The sequence below is a fragment of the Sphaerotilus sp. genome (genome assembly GCF_034519685.1).
Classification (GTDB): domain Bacteria; phylum Pseudomonadota; class Gammaproteobacteria; order Burkholderiales; family Burkholderiaceae_C; genus Sphaerotilus.
Genome location: NZ_JAXHOF010000006.1, coordinates 1,224,055 through 1,238,825, shown reverse-complemented (window position 1 = coordinate 1,238,825; position 14,771 = coordinate 1,224,055). Strand labels below are relative to the sequence as shown.

The window sequence follows — 14,771 nt, the reverse complement described above, 5'->3', positions numbered from 1 at the left end:
AAAATCAGGGCCACAGGATGTGCGTTCCACCCCGAAGCGTGGGCGGTACCACATCGTATTGAGGGGGATCGACGCCTTGACGCTGGTCAGGGTGTCCCGAAGAATCGACTGGTCACCCCACCGCCCAAACGGAGTCCTCCATGCGTACCGTCGCCCAGCGAATCGCCATCGTCGGCTTCAGTGCGTTCGAGCGCCGAACGCTGGAAAGCTACTTCCGGCTGGTGGATGCCGTGCCCGTCTACACGGTGGGCGAGTCGGTGGCCGACTGCGACTGGCTGGTCGCGGATGCCGACCAGCCGGAGGCGATCCTGACCGTGGGCCGCGCGGGCCGGGTGCGCGACACGGTGTTCATCGGTGGCCGCAAGGCGCCGGCGACGGCAGGCGCCCACCTCGGCCGGCCGATCGACGCGCTGCAGCTGCGCAGGGCACTGGACGAGTTGAAGCGCCACCGTGCTGCCCGCGCACTGCGCGAGTCCGGCCTGCAGCCCAAGCTGCGGCTGGCAGCCTCCGGTCCGAGCGGACTGACACGCCAGCAGGCGCTCAATGACCATGATGTGCAGGACTTCCGGGCCAGCTCCGGCTACAGCAACGCCGTGCTGGCCGATGGTGACCACCGGCTCGACCAGGTGCTGGTCGTGAGCAGCAGCCCGGCCGAGTGCCGGCTGCTGCGCGAGCGGCTGATGGCCTTCGGCTACCGGGTGCTGCTGACGCGCACCAGCGACGAAGCGGTGGCGCTGACCGGGCGGCTGGTGTTCGGCTTCGTGTTCCTGGGCACGGGCCAGGGAGGATCGGCCGGTTTCCAGACCTGCCGCCGCATCCGCCGCCACCCGACGCTGGCCGGCATGGCGCCGGTGGTGGTGGCGCTGACACAGAAGCTGGCGCCGATCGAGCGCATCCGCGCCACCTTCGCCGACTGCGACGCCTGCCTCACCACGCCTCTGGACGACACGGCGCTGGCGCAGTTGCTGGCCCGCCACGACCGCACCTTCGACCGGGTGTTCCAGCCCACGGCGCGCATGGCGCTCTGACCCCTTCAGTGCCCGCGGTCGCTGCGGGCGATCTGCATCAGGCGCTCGACCTCGTCGGCATGCTCGACCGTGTTGCGGCGGTGCCAGCGGCGGATCAGCTCCATCGTGCCCGCCACCAGCAGGCCGAAGATGGTGATCGCACCGAAGGCGGACAGGCCGCCGCGTGTCATGCCGGTGTAGAACGCCCCCAGCGCGAGGATGCACGCTTGCTCGTTGAAGTTCTGCACGGCGATCGAGCGGCCGGCGCCCATCAGGTTGTGGCCCCGGTGCTGCAGCAGCGCGTTCATCGGCACCACCAGGAACCCGCCCAGCCCACCCAGCACGATCAGGAACGGTGCGGCCACCCAGACGTTGTCGATGAAGTTCATCAGCACCACCAGCAGCCCCATCGCGATCCCCATGGGCATCACCCGGGTCGCGTGTTCGAGCCGCATCATCATCGACGCCACGACCGCACCAACGGCCGTGCCCACCGCGACGACGCCGACCAGCGAGGATGCCTGCGTCGTGCCATACCCCAGCGCCGCCGCCGCCCAGGCCAGCACGATGTAGCGCAGATTGCCCGAGACGCCCCAGAACAGCGTGGTCGTGGCCAGCGAAATCTGGCCAAGGCGGTCGTTCCACAGGCGCGAGTTGCAGTCCGAGAAATCGCGCACCAGGGCCACCGGGTCGCTGGAGAGTGGCTGCAGCGGCGCGTCGGTGCGCGGGATGTAGAGGTTGAAGCCCGCCGCGATCACATACAGGATCACCAGCGAGGCGATGGCGGCCTGTGGCGCGGTGTCGATGCCCAGGTCGAACAGCGGCATGTCCAGCGCCAGCAGGTGCGGTGCGATGTGCGGCCCCACCAGTTGCCCGCCCAGCAGCACGCCCAGGATGATCGAGGCGATCGTCAGGCCCTCGATCCAGCCGTTGGCCTTGACGAGCTGCGAGGGCGGCAGCAGCTCGGTGAGGATGCCGTACTTGGCGGGCGAGTAGGCCGCCGCCCCGAGGCCGACGATGGCGTAGGCCGCCAGCGGGTGGGTGCCGAACAGCATCATCAGACAGCCCACGACCTTGATGCTGTTCGAGAAGAACATCACCTTGCCTTTGGGCACCGCATCGGCAAACGCCCCCACGAAAGGCGCCAGGATCACGTAGAACAGGGCAAACATCGGCACCAGCGCAGCCCGCTGCCACTCAGGCGATCCGGAAGTCCTCAGCAGCTCGACGGCCGCGACGAACAAGGCGTTGTCGGCCAGCGAGCTGAAGAACTGCGCCGACATGATGGTGTGGAAGCCTTTTTTCATCCGGCTGAGACGGCTCTGCTGTAGGGGTGGGTCGGGGTAGGTCGGGGTGGCGTCGCAGGCGCAATGCCGGAGCGCTGACGCTGACGCTGGCGGCCAGCACCAGCCCGGTGCGGCGCGGTTATAGCACGGGCCCCGGCCGACACCGCTGGTGGAATCCTCAGGCAGGAAGGGCTGGCACAATCTTTCGCCATGCCACGTCCGATCGAAGCCCTGCTCCACCCCGATGCCCTCGCGGCCAATCTGCGTGTCGCGCGCCGCCAGGCCGGCGACGCGCGCCTGTGGGCCGTCATCAAGGCCAATGCCTATGGCCACGGCATCGAGCGGGTCTGGCCCGGTCTGCTTGGTGCGGACGGGCTGGCGATGCTCGACCTGGACGAGGCGCAGCGGGTGCGCAACCTCGGCTGGCGCGGGCCGGTGCTGCTGCTGGAGGGCTGCTTCGAGCCGCGTGACCTGGAGCTGTGCTCGCGGCTGAACCTCTGGCATGTCGTCCACCACGAGACGCAGATCGACTGGCTCGCCGCCCACAAGACGCACCAGCCGCACCGCGTCTTCCTCAAGATGAACAGCGGCATGAACCGCCTGGGCTTCACCGGCGCGCACCTGCGCAGCGCGTGGACCCGGCTGAACGCGCTGCCGCAGGTGGACGAGATCTCGCTGGTGACGCACTTCTCCGACGCGGACGGCCGGCGCGGCATCGCGCACCAGGTGGCGGCCTTCCATGCCGCCACGCACGACCTGCCCGGCGAACGCAGCTTGAGCAACAGCGCGGCCATCCTGCGCCACGCCGCCGACACCGAGGTACGCGCCGACTGGGTGCGCAGCGGCATCCTGACCTACGGCAGCGCCCCCGATTTCCCCGAACACGATATCGCGCACTGGGGCCTGACGCCGACGATGACGCTGCGCTCGCGGCTGATCTCGACCCAGTCGCTGCAGCCCGGCGACACCGTCGGCTACGGCAGCCGCTTCCGCGCCGAACAGGCGATGCGCATCGGCATCGTCGCCTGCGGCTATGCCGATGGCTACCCGCGCCATGCGCCCACCGGCACGCCGGTGCTGGTCGACGGCGTGCGCACCACGACGGTCGGCCGGGTCTCGATGGACATGCTGGCCGTGGACCTGACGCCGGTGCCGCTGGCCGATGTCGGCAGCGAGGTCACGCTCTGGGGCCACGGGCCGCATGGCCGCGTGCTGCCCATCGACGAGGTGGCGCAGGCGGCGGGCACGATCGGCTACGAGCTGATGTGCGCGCTGGCGCTGCGGGTGCCGACTCGGGTGGTCGACGTCCCGCAGATGCAGGAGAGGTCCGGTTCAGCCTGAGCCGGACAATGCCGGGCAGGCTGCTGCGTGCCAGCGGTCCTTCTTCCACCCTGTCCTGCTGTCGCCATGTCCACCTTGCCCTACCTCGACCAACCCGCTGTCTACGGCCGCCTGTCGCGCCTCGCCCACTGGGGCGGTGCGCTGCTGACGCTGGCGATGCTGGTCATCGGGGTCGTCGCCGAGGACGTGCTGCCCAAGGGCCCGGAGCGCAAGGCGCTGTGGGCCTGGCATGTCGCGATCGGGGTGTTCGCCTTTGCCCCGCTGATGGTGCGCATCGGCTGGCGCCTGGTGGCCATGGCGTCGGGCCGCAGCCCGCGCCCGCTGTCGCCCGCTGGCTGGACCCGGGTGGCCGAGAAGGTCGGCCACGGCGCGCTGCTGGCACTGCTCGCGCTGATGCTGGTCACCGGGCCGCTGATGGTCTGGAGCGACGGCCAGCCAATCTACGTGCTCGGCTGGTTCGAGCTGCCCTCGCCGATCGCCGAGAACAAGGCGCTGCACTACCGGACCGGCCTGCTGCACCAGCTGGGCTCCAAGCTGATGATCCTGCTGGTGCTGGTCCACCTCGTCGGGGTGGCGCGCCACGGCACGGCGTCGCTGCGCCGCATGGCGGGCCGGCACGGCTGATGCAAGATAGGCGTCAGCTCAACCTTGCGGACACCGCGACGCCCCGATGGACCTGCCCTCCCACCAACTCTCGATGACGGTGCTGATGACGCCGGACATGGCCAATTTTTCTGGCAATGTCCACGGCGGCACCATCCTGAAGCTGCTCGACCAGGCCGCCTACGCCTGCGCCAGCCGCTACGCCGGCCGCTACTGCGTGACGCTCAGCGTCGACCAGGTGATGTTCCGCCAGCCGATCCACGTCGGTGAACTCGTCAGCCTGCTGGCCAGCGTGAACTTCACCGGCACCTCGTCGATGGAGATCGGCATCAAGGTCATCGCCGAGAACATCCGCACCCAGGTCGTGCGCCACGCCAATTCCTGCTTCTTCACGATGGTCGCCGTCGATGACGCGGGCAAGCCGGCCAAGGTGCCGCCGCTGCGGCCGTTTTCCATCGACGAGCAGCGCCGCTGGGAAAACGCCCAGGCCCGCCGGCAACTGCGCACCGAGATGGAGCAGCGCCTGCAGGCCGTGCGCCAGCCTGCCGCGCCGCCCGGGCCATGAAGCCCCCGGTCGTCGATCCGCGCGAGGTCGACTTCACCGCCATCCGCGCCCAGGGGGCTGGCGGCCAGAACGTCAACAAGGTGTCGAGCGCGGCCCACCTGCGCTTCGATATCCACGCCTCGTCGCTGCCCGAGGCGGTCAAGGCGCGGCTGCTGGCCTGGCCCGACAGCCGGATCGGCAGCGATGGCGTGGTCGTCATCAAGGCACAGGACCACCGCAGCCTGCCGCGCAACCAGGCCGACGCGCTGGCGCGGCTGCAGGAGCTGGTGGACCGCGCCGCCCACGTGCCCAAGACCCGGCGACCGACCCGGCCGACGCTGGCCTCCAAGGTCCGGCGGCTGGATGGCAAGACCCGGCGCAGCGGCGTCAAGGCCGGCCGGCAGCGCGCCACCGACACCTGACGGAACCCGGGTTCAGGCCCAGGTTCAGGCCGCGCGCTTGAACGTCGCCAGCAGCGCACCCGCCGCCACGAACAGGCTGCCGAAGGTGCGGTTCATCCACAGGATCTGGCGCGGCTGGCGCAACAGGCCGAGCACCCGTGCCGCCAACGCCACATAGCCGCTCATCACCACCATCTCGACGACACCGAACGTCGCGCCGATCGTGGCGTACTGCGCCAGCAGCGGGCGGCTGGCGTCCACGAACTGCGGCAGCACGGCGATCAGGAACACCGTGCCCTTGGGGTTGAGCGCGTTGACGGTCCAGCCGCGCAGGAAGAGCGTGCGGGCGAGGTGGGCGTCGGGTGCGGCCTCGGCCGGCGCCTCGGTGACCAGCGGCCGGGCCGGGGCGCGCCACTGCTGCACCCCCAGCCACACCAGGTAGAGCGCCCCCACCCACTTGACGACCGAGAACGCCAGCTCCGACGTCGTCAGCAGCATGCCCAGGCCAAAGCCGACGACCAGCGTCTGCGTCCACACCCCCATCAGCAGTCCGAAGGCGATGACCTGCCCGCGGCGAAACCCGTGGTTGAGGCCGGCGCCCATCGCCGCGATCGCGCCCGGGCCAGGGGACAGGCTGATCGCCACGGCGGCGGCCAGAAACGTGAGCCAAGTGTTGAATTCCATGGGCACATCCTGCCACACGGCACGCAGGGGACAATCCACCACATGGCACGCGACAAGACGCTCTACACCTGCCGCGACTGCGGCGGCACGAATCCCAAATGGCTGGGCAAATGCCCGCACTGCGGCGCCTGGAACACGCTCGACGAGACCATCGCCGAGCCCGTGGCCAGCCCAGGCGGCAGCAAGAACAACCGCTTCCAGGCCCTCGCCAAGAGCCAGCCCGTCGCCACCCTCGCCGACATCGAAGCCGCCGACGTGGCGCGCACGCCCACCGGGCTGGAGGAACTCGACCGGGTGCTCGGCGGCGGCATCGTCGAAGGCGGCGTGGTGCTGATCGGCGGCGATCCGGGCATCGGCAAGAGCACGCTGCTGCTGCAGGCGGCCGAGGCGTTGTCGCGGCAGATGAAGGTGCTCTATGTCACCGGCGAGGAGTCCGGCGCCCAGGTCGCATTGCGCGCCCACCGGCTCGGGCTGGCGGGCACGCAGCTGCGCGTGCTGGCCGAGATCGGGCTGGAGCGCATCCAGGCCACGCTCGCGCTCGAAACCCCGGCGTTCTGCGTCATCGACTCGATCCAGACTCTCTACTCCGACCAGCTCACCTCCGCCCCCGGCTCGGTCGCCCAGGTGCGCGAGTGCGCCGCGCAGCTCACCCGCACCGCCAAGGCCACCGGCTGCACCATCGTGCTCGTCGGCCACGTCACCAAGGAAGGCGCGCTGGCCGGCCCGCGTGTGCTGGAGCACATCGTCGACACGGTGCTGTATTTCGAGGGCGACACCCATTCGAGCTTCCGCCTCGTGCGCGCCATCAAGAACCGCTTCGGCGCGGTCAACGAGATCGGCGTGTTCGCAATGACGGAAAAGGGCCTCAAGGGCGTGGCCAACCCGAGCGCGATCTTCCTGTCGAGCCACGGCGAGCCGGTGCCGGGGGCGTGCGTGCTGGTGACGCTCGAAGGCACACGGCCGCTGCTGGTGGAGATCCAGGCGCTGGTGGACGCGGGCGGGCCGAGCCCTCGCCGGCTCAGCGTCGGGCTGGACCGGGACCGGCTGGCGATGCTGCTGGCGGTGCTGCACCGGCACGCGGGCGTGTCCTGCGCGGACCAGGACGTGTTCGTCAACGCGGTGGGCGGCGTGCGCATCAGCGAGCCGGCGGCAGACCTGGCGGTGCTGCTGGCGATCCAGAGTTCGCTGCGCGGGCGGCCCCTGCCCAAGGGCTTCATCGCGTTCGGCGAGGTGGGGCTGGCGGGGGAGGTGCGGCCGGCGCCGCGCGGCCAGGAACGCTTGAAGGAGGCCGCCAAGCTTGGCTTCACCGTCGCGCTGGTGCCCAAGGCCAATGCGCCCAAGAAGCCGATCGAAGGGCTGACCGTGCACCCCGTGGAGCGCATCGAGGAAGCCATCGAAACCGTCCGCCAGCTGAGCTGAGCGCAGCGGAACGGGCGGGGCTTGGCCACATCGGGCGCACCGTGCGCCCTAGCAGACGCAGCGCAGCGCGTAAATCCTCCACCAGGGGACCATGCCATTTCGGCCTAGTGTTGAACCTCTATTCGTGATTTATTACAATCCTTCGCCGCCAGTCAATTGATGTCAAACGGTATCCACCCGCGGAAACTGCCACAGGCCCAGGACCACGGATTCGGCAAAATCGAAGCATATTTATCGTTTCAGAGTGGCGTCCCCTACACTTTCGACGCCAGATGACGCCTAGGCGACCCCCTCAAGTGCGGGATCCAGACCATCCGTTACGTGGCGTCGGTGAATGACTTCCTCCACTCCAGCGCTAAGATCCGGTACATGAAAGTTCCATTTCAACGCACCATCAATGCCGTCCTCACCGCTTCCGCCTTGCTGGCGGGATGGTGGTCCTTCGGCTGGGCAGGTCTGGTCCTGGCCATCACGGTCCTGGTCTTCTGGGCCATCCTGCAGTTCAACCGGGCTTCGCGCCAGTTGCGCAATGTGGCCGACCGACCGAAGGGCATGGTCGACAGCGTCGTGACGCTGCAATCGAAACTGGCACACGGCATGACGATGGCCGAAGTGCTGGCCATTTCCAACAGCCTCGGCCAGCGCATGAACGAGCGTGGCAACGAATGGCTCTGGCGTGACAGCTACGGCAACCAGATCGTCGTGACATTCCGCCGTGGCAGCGTCGAGCGCTGGAGCGCTACCCGCACCGACGGCCAGAACGCCCCGACCTCCAGCCGCCAAGCCGCCCCGCAGGACAACAAGGCGCACAGCCCGATCGCGGCGGCCGCCTAAGCGTCGAACCAGCCCATCCGGCCCGCGATGTCGCGGGCCGCGTCAAACTGGGTCCGCAAGCGATTGGCGGCCAGCAAGGCGGTCTCTTCGGTCAGACCGGCCGCATCCGCCTCAATCTCCCGGGCGGTGTCGGCCAACTCCCGCAGGCCCAGACTGGCTGCGGCACCCTTGAGTCGGTGCGCCGCCTTCACACGCTCCTCGGTGCTCCCGCCCGATTCCAGCGTCGCCAGCAGACCCGACACCGAGGCACTGTCATCCGTCAGGAATCCCGCCAGCAAGGCGGTGTAGGACTGCACGGACAGCGCAGCGCAGGTGTCGGCGATCAGCTCCAGATTCAGCATCCGTGCGGCCTCACCCGGCTTGATCCGAGGACGGCGACGGCGCTCCGGTTTGACGGGACCGGCCACGGCATGAACGGCCTGGTCCGCGGCGGAAGGCACTGCAGCCGCCATGCCGGGCGTCGCCGGCACCATGCTGCCGACGGCGCGTGCACCAAAGTTCTTGCGCAGCAACTCTTCGATGTCGTGCAACTGCACAGGTTTGGCCAGGAAATCGTCCATGCCCGCCTCGCGCACCCGCTCGCGCGACTCGGCGAAGGCATCGGCGGTCAGCGCCACGATGAGCACACGCGACTGTGGCGCAGGCAAGGCGCGGATGGCACGGGCCGCCGCCAGCCCATCCATCACCGGCATGTGCAGGTCCATCAGCACGAGGTCACACGCCTGCTCGCGCACGACCGCCACCGCCTCCTCGCCGTGGGTGGCCAGCAGGACGCGGTGCCCCAGCCGCTCCAGCAGCGCCTGCATGAACTTGCGGTTGACCGGATGGTCATCCGTGACCAGAACCCGCAAGCTGCCGGGCACCGGGTCCACCGTGCCCGGACGGTTCGTCAGTTCGGCAGAGGGTGACACGGGCACCACGCCACCGGGCAGTTTTCCGGTGCTCGCGACCAGAGCACCCGCGTCGAGTTCCGGCAAGGGCAGCACCACGGTGAACTCGCTGCCGACCCCGGCTTCGCTGGTCACGGAAATCTCTCCGCCCATCATCGTGGCCAGCGCACGGGAAATCTCCAGCCCCAGACCCGTGCCACCGAAACGGCGGCTGATGCTGTCGTCGCCCTGGCTGAAGCGCTGGAACAGGCGGGCACGGGTCTCCTCGCCCATGCCGATGCCGGTATCGGTGATGCAAAAACGGGTCGCCGGACGACCCTGCGCGGTGTGGCAGCGGTCGACCTGCATCCGCACCTTGCCGGAGTCGGTGAACTTGATCGCGTTGCCCAGCAGATTGAACAGGATCTGCTTGACCCGCTTGGCATCCGCCTCCACCACCGGGTGCAGATCAGCGGCCAGCGTGACCTCGAAGCGCAGGCCCTTGTCACGCGCCTGCGGCGCCATCAGGGCCTGCACCTCGGCGATGGCCTGGTGCAGGTCGGTGGGACGTGCCACCAGGTCCATCCGGCCAGACTCCATCTTCGAGAAGTCGAGCACATCGTTCAGGATGGTCAGCAAGTGCTCGCCCGACTGGCGCGCCACCCCCAGGTAATCGCGCTGCTGGGCTGTCAGCTCCGAGCGGTCGAGCAGCGACATCATGCCCAGCAGTCCGTTGAAGGGCGTGCGCAACTCGTGGCTCATGTTGGCCAGGAAGGCACTCTTGGCGCGGCTGGCCTGCTCGGCCTCCGTGCGTGCGGCCTGCAGGTGGCGGGCCAGTTGCTCCAGTTCGAAGCGGCGCTGCTCCTGCACACGCACCTGCCGCACCACCACGAAGGCAAACGCGACGATCAGCAGGCACTGGAAGATGGTCAGGCCGATGCCGATCCGGTTCTGGTCACGCACCGCCTCGTTGCGGCGGGTGATGCCTTCAGCCACGGACTGGTTGGCCAGCAGCGACAGCTCGCGCACCGATTGCCCGACCGACTCGAACTCCAGGGCCAGCGCCCGGATCTGCGCCGGATCCACCAGCGCCGGGCCGTCCGGGCCGAGCACCGGATCCATGCGCGCCACCAGACCGTTCAGGCGCGCCAGCACCTGCCGCTGCACCTCCAGCTCCGGCATCACCTCGCGGGTGCGCCGCGGCTCGACCAGACTGATGCGGCTGACGAAGATCTCGTAGCGCTCCCGCAAGGCGTCGAACGGCGCGGGGTCCGTCTGTGCCGCCGCCTCGCGCAGCGCCTGCCCCAGGCGCAGCGACTCGGTCTCCAGCTGAAAGAAGCTCCAGACGATGTTGTCGCCCTGGTAGACGACATTGGCGTTGAGCAGCGCCAGCGACTGTGTCTGCAGCCAGCCGATTCCCCCGAAGATCGCCGTCAGCACCACCACCATCAGGGCCATCAGGCGCCCGACCCGCGAGGTCGGCAAGCGGGAGGCCTGTGCCGCCTGCACGGGCGCCGCGTCGGTGCTCATTCGAGGACGTCGATCGCCTTGAGCTGCCAGGCCGAGCGGCTGTAGTAGCGCTCATTGCGCAGGATCTCGTCAGCATCGAACGGGTAGATGATGAACAGCGGACCCTTGTCACGCACCGGCATCGGCTTGTCGTCCATCAGGCGTGCCAGCACCAGGTTGAACTTGAGGGCATCGCCCACGGGCAGATTGACCTTGTAGTCATTCAGTGCGACCGCCCGCAGGTTCTTGCCTTGTGCATCCACCGCAGCCAGCACATCGCGCAGCAGCGGGCCGGTGAACTTGTGGGCCTCGGGATACCACGGCGACTTGGTCGAGAAGGTGTGCTGCGGCAGCGCGGCGAGCATGTCCATGTCGAACTCGGCGGTCTTCTCGGCGTTGCGGATGCCGATGCGGCCCGAGACCGTCAGGACGACCCGCCCCTTGGGACGTTCCAGTGCCTGTGCGGACGGGGCCGCCAGAGTCAACGCTGCAGAGGCAGCCATGAAATGACGACGCGTGATGCTCACTGTGGTTCCTTCTTGCGCACGGGCCGAGGATGTTCGGCCCGCGGAGAATCATGCCGCAACACCACCCCGACGCAGGGGGAGGGCCTCCGCGGTGGTGTGCAGAACCGCACTTGGCGCCTGCACACATCACCGGCGAAGCATCAGCCGAAATGGCAGATGTAGTGGTAGGGCTCGCCCTCGACCTTGATCTGGAAGCTCGCGTTGCCCGGCACGTCGAAGGACTGGCCCGGCCCGAAGGTCTGCCACTCGCTCTGGCCCGGCAGCAGCACGCTGCACGCGCCCGCCACGGTTTCCATGACTTCCGGCGCGCCGGTGTTGAAGGTCAGCGTCGCGGGCAGGATCACGCCCACGCTCTTCTTCGTGCCGTCGGCCAGCGTGATGCCGTGCGAGACGCAGCGGCCGTCGAAGTAGACGTTGGCCTTGGTGCCGACGCTGGCCACGCTCAGTTGGGGATTGCCCATGGGATCAGCTCCTGTGCGCTCAGGCGGACTTCTTGGCAGCGGCCTTGCGGGCAGCGGGCTTCTTCTTCGCTGGCGCGGCCTCGACCGGCTTCGGCGCGCGCGCCGCACGGGCGTTCGCGGCGATGCGCAGGCGCAGCGCGTTCAGCTTGATGAAGCCACCGGCGTCGGCCTGGTTGTAGGCGCCGCCGTCGTCGTCGAAGGTCGAGATCTTCGGGTCGAACAGCGAATCGGTCAGCGACTCGCGGCCCACGCACATGATCGTGCCCTTGTAGAGCTTCAACTTGACGGTGCCGTTCACGGTCGCCTGCGAGGCATCGATCAGACCCTGCAGCAGCACACGCTCCGGCGCGAACCAGTAGCCGTTGTAGACCATGCGCGCGTAGCGCGGCATCAGGTCGTCCTTCAGCGCCAGCACTTCGCGGTCGAGCGTGATCGACTCGATGGCGCGGTGGCCGGCCAGCAGGATGGTGCCGCCAGGGGTTTCGTAGCAGCCGCGGCTCTTCATGCCGACGTAGCGGTTCTCGACCTTGTCCAGACGGCCGACGCCGTGCAGGCCGCCGATCTCGTTCAGCTTGGTCAGCACCTGGGCCGGCGACAGCTTCTCGCCGTCGATGGCGACCACGTCACCCTTTTCGTAGGTCAGCTCGATGGTCTGCGGCTTGTTCGGCGCCTTCTCCGGGCTGCGCGTCAGGCGCCACATGCTGTCTTCCGGCGCGAAGTTCGGGTCTTCGAGGATGCCGCCTTCATAGCTGATGTGCAGCAGATTGGCGTCCATCGAGTACGGCGCGCCGCCGCCCTTGCGCTTCTTGAAGTCCACGGGGATGCCGTGCTGGTCGGCGTAGGCCAGCATGCTTTCGCGGCTGGACAGCGTCCACTCGCGCCACGGGGCGATGACCTTCACGCCCGGCATCAGCGCATAGGCGCCCAGCTCGAAGCGGACCTGGTCGTTGCCCTTGCCGGTGGCGCCGTGGGAGATGGCGTCGGCTTCGGTCTTCTGGGCGATCTCGACCAGGCGCTTGGCGATCAGCGGGCGGGCGATGGACGTGCCCAGCAGGTATTCGCCTTCGTACAGCGCGTTGGCGCGGAACATCGGGAACACGAAGTCGCGCACGAACTCCTCGCGCAGATCCTCAATGAAGATGTTCTCGGGCTTGATGCCCATCTTGATGGCCTTGGCGCGGGCCGGCTCGATCTCTTCGCCCTGGCCGATGTCGGCGGTGAAGGTCACGACCTCGCACTGGTACTCGTCCTGGAGCCACTTGAGGATGATGGAGGTGTCCAGACCGCCCGAATAGGCGAGGACGACGCGCTTGATCTGTTGGGACATGGTGACTGCCGCTGATGCGAAATGAGCAAACCTTGATTTTAGGACCGCGCAGCGGCGTTCTCCTAGCGCGGCAGGTCTGTCCCGACCGCGACAGCCCCTCAGGGACGCCCCGATGCCAGGCGCTGCGGGACCGGCGTATACCTGCGCTTCATCCGAACTGCGCCGCGAGCCCCGACCATGCCCATCCCCGCCGACCGCCCGCACCTGAAGCACTGGCCCAAGCGCCTGCCGCTGGACCTCGTGCTGCCGGAAACCTCGCTCTGGTTCAACCTCGAAGCCTCCGCACGGCGCTACCCCGACCGCGCGGCCTACCTCTTCTTCGGCCAGCCGCTGACCTTCCGCGCGCTGCACCGGCAGGCTGAGGCGCTGGCCGGCTGGCTGCAGGCGCAGAGCGTGGCCAAGGGCGACCGGGTCGCGGTGTTCATGCAGAACTGTCCGCAGTTCATCGTCGCCTACTACGCCGTGCTGCGCGCCGACGCGGTGGTGGTGCCGGTGAACGCGATGAACCGCGCCGACGAGTTCGGCCACTACATCACCGACCCCGACACCAAGGTCGTGCTGACCAGCGCCGACCTGGCCGCCATCGTCTGCGAAGCCGACGCCCGGCTGCCCGAGGCGCAGCGCCTGCGCGCCGTGCTGGTGACGCGCTACGCCGACTACCTCGGCGAGACGGTGGACCCCGCGCTGGCCCCGCCGCCGGCGATGGACGCCTGGCTGCGCGCCGACCCGCCGCGGCCCGCCGGCACGACCCGCTGGGACGACGCGCTCGCCGCCGGCCTCGTGCCGACCGCGCCCACCGCCGGCCCGGACGACATGGTGCTGCTGCCCTACACCTCCGGCACGACCGGGCTGCCCAAGGGCTGCATCCACACCCACCGCACGCTGATGAGCAACGTCGTCGGCGGCTCGCTGTGGGGCTACACCAGCGCCGAGACGGTGAGCCTGGGCGTCGTGCCCTTCTTCCACATCACGGGGATGCTGTACGGCGTGCTGAGCCCCGTCTACACCGGCTCGACCGTGGTGATCCTGCCGCGCTGGGACCGCGAGCTGGCCGGGCGCTTCATCTCGCAGTACCGGGTGAGCCACTGGACCTGCATCCCGACCATGATCATCGACCTGTTCGCCAGCCCGAACTACCGCAGCTTCGACCTCTCCAGCCTGCGCTACCTCTCGGGCGGCGGGGCGGCGATGCCGCAGGCGGTGGCCGAGCGGCTGCAGACCGAGTTCGGCCTGACCTTCGCCGAAGGCTATGGCCTGACCGAGACCGCCGCGCCCAGCCATGCCAACCCGCCCGAGCGCGCCAAGCTGCAGTGCCTGGGCATGCCGCTGTTCAGCACCGACGCGCGGGTGGTCGATCCGGTGACGTTCGAGGAGCTGCCGGTGGGCGAGATCGGCGAGATCGTGACCAACGGGCCGATGGTGTTCAAGGGCTACTGGAAACACCCGTCGGCGACCGAGGCGGCCTTCATCGAGCTGCCGGGGCTGCCGGGCAAGAAGTTCTTCCGCACGGGTGACCTGGGCCGGATGGACGACGAAGGCTACTTCTTCATCACCGACCGGCTCAAGCGGATGATCAACGCCAGCGGCTTCAAGGTCTGGCCGTCCGAGGTGGAGCTGCTGCTGTACCGGCATCCGGCGGTGGCCGAGGCCTGCATCATCGGCGCGCACGACGCCTACCGGGGCGAGACGGTCAAGGCGGTGGTCGTGCTGCGCGCCGAGGCGCGGGGGCAGACGACGGCCGAGGACATCATGGCGTGGTCCCGCGAGCACATGGCCGCGTACAAGGTGCCTCGGCTCGTCGAGTTCGTGGACGCGCTGCCCAAGTCGGGGACGGGGAAGGTGATGTGGCGGCTGTTGCAGGACAAGGAGCAGGAGCGAGCGAAGGGCTGAGGCGGAGGGCCGGGAATCTGGGCATTCGGTCACGGCGGTGTCACCACCCCTGCCCAGAATGGTCCATTC

The 14,771-nt window shown here is 68.7% G+C and carries 14 protein-coding genes; 8 read left to right on the top strand and 6 right to left on the bottom strand.

From position 1 onward, the window contains the following. Window positions 1–140: 140 nt before the first annotated feature. Complete coding sequence (locus U5O44_RS16790; RefSeq protein WP_322589553.1) at window positions 141–1,028, top strand: response regulator; 888 nt, start codon at window positions 141–143, stop codon at window positions 1,026–1,028. Window positions 1,029–1,033: 5 nt separating this feature from the next. Here U5O44_RS16790 and lplT read toward each other — a convergent pair whose 3' ends face one another. Beyond that, entirely contained in the window at window positions 1,034–2,314 is a 1,281-nt protein-coding gene (gene lplT, locus U5O44_RS16785) for a lysophospholipid transporter LplT (RefSeq protein WP_322589552.1), read from the bottom strand. A gap of 189 nt (window positions 2,315–2,503) precedes the next feature. Between lplT and alr the strand changes: the two genes are divergently transcribed. From alr to arfB, 4 genes are all read left to right on the top strand, one after another. Further along, window positions 2,504–3,634 carry an alanine racemase gene (gene alr / locus U5O44_RS16780; RefSeq protein WP_322589551.1) on the top strand — a complete coding sequence of 377 codons (1,131 nt, stop codon included), beginning with the start codon at window positions 2,504–2,506 and terminating at the stop codon, window positions 3,632–3,634. Window positions 3,635–3,700: 66 nt separating this feature from the next. Beyond that, entirely contained in the window at window positions 3,701–4,258 is a 558-nt protein-coding gene (locus tag U5O44_RS16775; RefSeq protein ID WP_322589550.1) for a cytochrome b, read from the top strand. A 46-nt stretch (window positions 4,259–4,304) separates the two neighbouring features. Next, window positions 4,305–4,802, top strand: coding sequence for an acyl-CoA thioesterase (locus tag U5O44_RS16770; RefSeq protein ID WP_322589549.1), 498 nt, complete (start codon window positions 4,305–4,307; stop codon window positions 4,800–4,802). Further along, on the top strand, window positions 4,799–5,203 hold the full coding sequence (gene arfB / locus U5O44_RS16765) for an alternative ribosome rescue aminoacyl-tRNA hydrolase ArfB (protein WP_322589548.1): 405 nt from the start codon (window positions 4,799–4,801) through the stop codon (window positions 5,201–5,203). The genes U5O44_RS16770 and arfB overlap by 4 nt, the downstream gene beginning before the upstream one ends. Before the next feature lie 24 nt (window positions 5,204–5,227). On the opposite strand, the gene U5O44_RS16760 is transcribed toward arfB, so the two are convergent. Beyond that, window positions 5,228–5,866, bottom strand: a complete 639-nt coding sequence (locus U5O44_RS16760) for a LysE family transporter (RefSeq protein WP_322589547.1) — start codon at window positions 5,864–5,866, stop codon at window positions 5,228–5,230. Window positions 5,867–5,908: 42 nt separating this feature from the next. Between U5O44_RS16760 and radA the strand changes: the two genes are divergently transcribed. After that, a complete protein-coding gene (gene radA, locus U5O44_RS16755; RefSeq protein ID WP_322589546.1) occupies window positions 5,909–7,285 on the top strand; it encodes a DNA repair protein RadA in 1,377 nt (458 codons plus the stop codon). A gap of 369 nt (window positions 7,286–7,654) precedes the next feature. Beyond that, window positions 7,655–8,119, top strand: coding sequence for a hypothetical protein (locus U5O44_RS16750; RefSeq protein WP_322589545.1), 465 nt, complete (start codon window positions 7,655–7,657; stop codon window positions 8,117–8,119). Here the strand turns inward: U5O44_RS16750 and U5O44_RS16745 are convergent. The 4 genes from U5O44_RS16745 to U5O44_RS16730 all read right to left on the bottom strand — a co-directional run bounded on the left by U5O44_RS16745 (window position 8,116) and on the right by U5O44_RS16730 (window position 12,812). Further along, window positions 8,116–10,518 (bottom strand): ATP-binding protein, encoded by a 2,403-nt coding sequence (locus U5O44_RS16745; RefSeq protein ID WP_322589544.1) that lies wholly within the window; start codon window positions 10,516–10,518, stop codon window positions 8,116–8,118. The two genes, U5O44_RS16750 and U5O44_RS16745, sit on opposite strands and share 4 nt — an antisense overlap. Continuing rightward, window positions 10,515–11,000, bottom strand: coding sequence for a putative pterin-binding protein (locus tag U5O44_RS16740; RefSeq protein WP_322589543.1), 486 nt, complete (start codon window positions 10,998–11,000; stop codon window positions 10,515–10,517). Before U5O44_RS16740 ends, U5O44_RS16745 begins: the two co-directional genes overlap by 4 nt. A gap of 164 nt (window positions 11,001–11,164) precedes the next feature. Beyond that, a complete protein-coding gene (ppnP, locus tag U5O44_RS16735) occupies window positions 11,165–11,485 on the bottom strand; it encodes a pyrimidine/purine nucleoside phosphorylase (protein ID WP_322589542.1) in 321 nt (106 codons plus the stop codon). 19 nt (window positions 11,486–11,504) lie between these two features. Further along, complete coding sequence (locus U5O44_RS16730; protein ID WP_322589541.1) at window positions 11,505–12,812, bottom strand: argininosuccinate synthase; 1,308 nt, start codon at window positions 12,810–12,812, stop codon at window positions 11,505–11,507. A 177-nt stretch (window positions 12,813–12,989) separates the two neighbouring features. On the opposite strand from U5O44_RS16730, the gene U5O44_RS16725 reads away from it, so the two are divergent. After that, entirely contained in the window at window positions 12,990–14,702 is a 1,713-nt protein-coding gene (locus U5O44_RS16725; protein WP_322589540.1) for a long-chain fatty acid--CoA ligase, read from the top strand. Window positions 14,703–14,771: the final 69 nt, after the last annotated feature.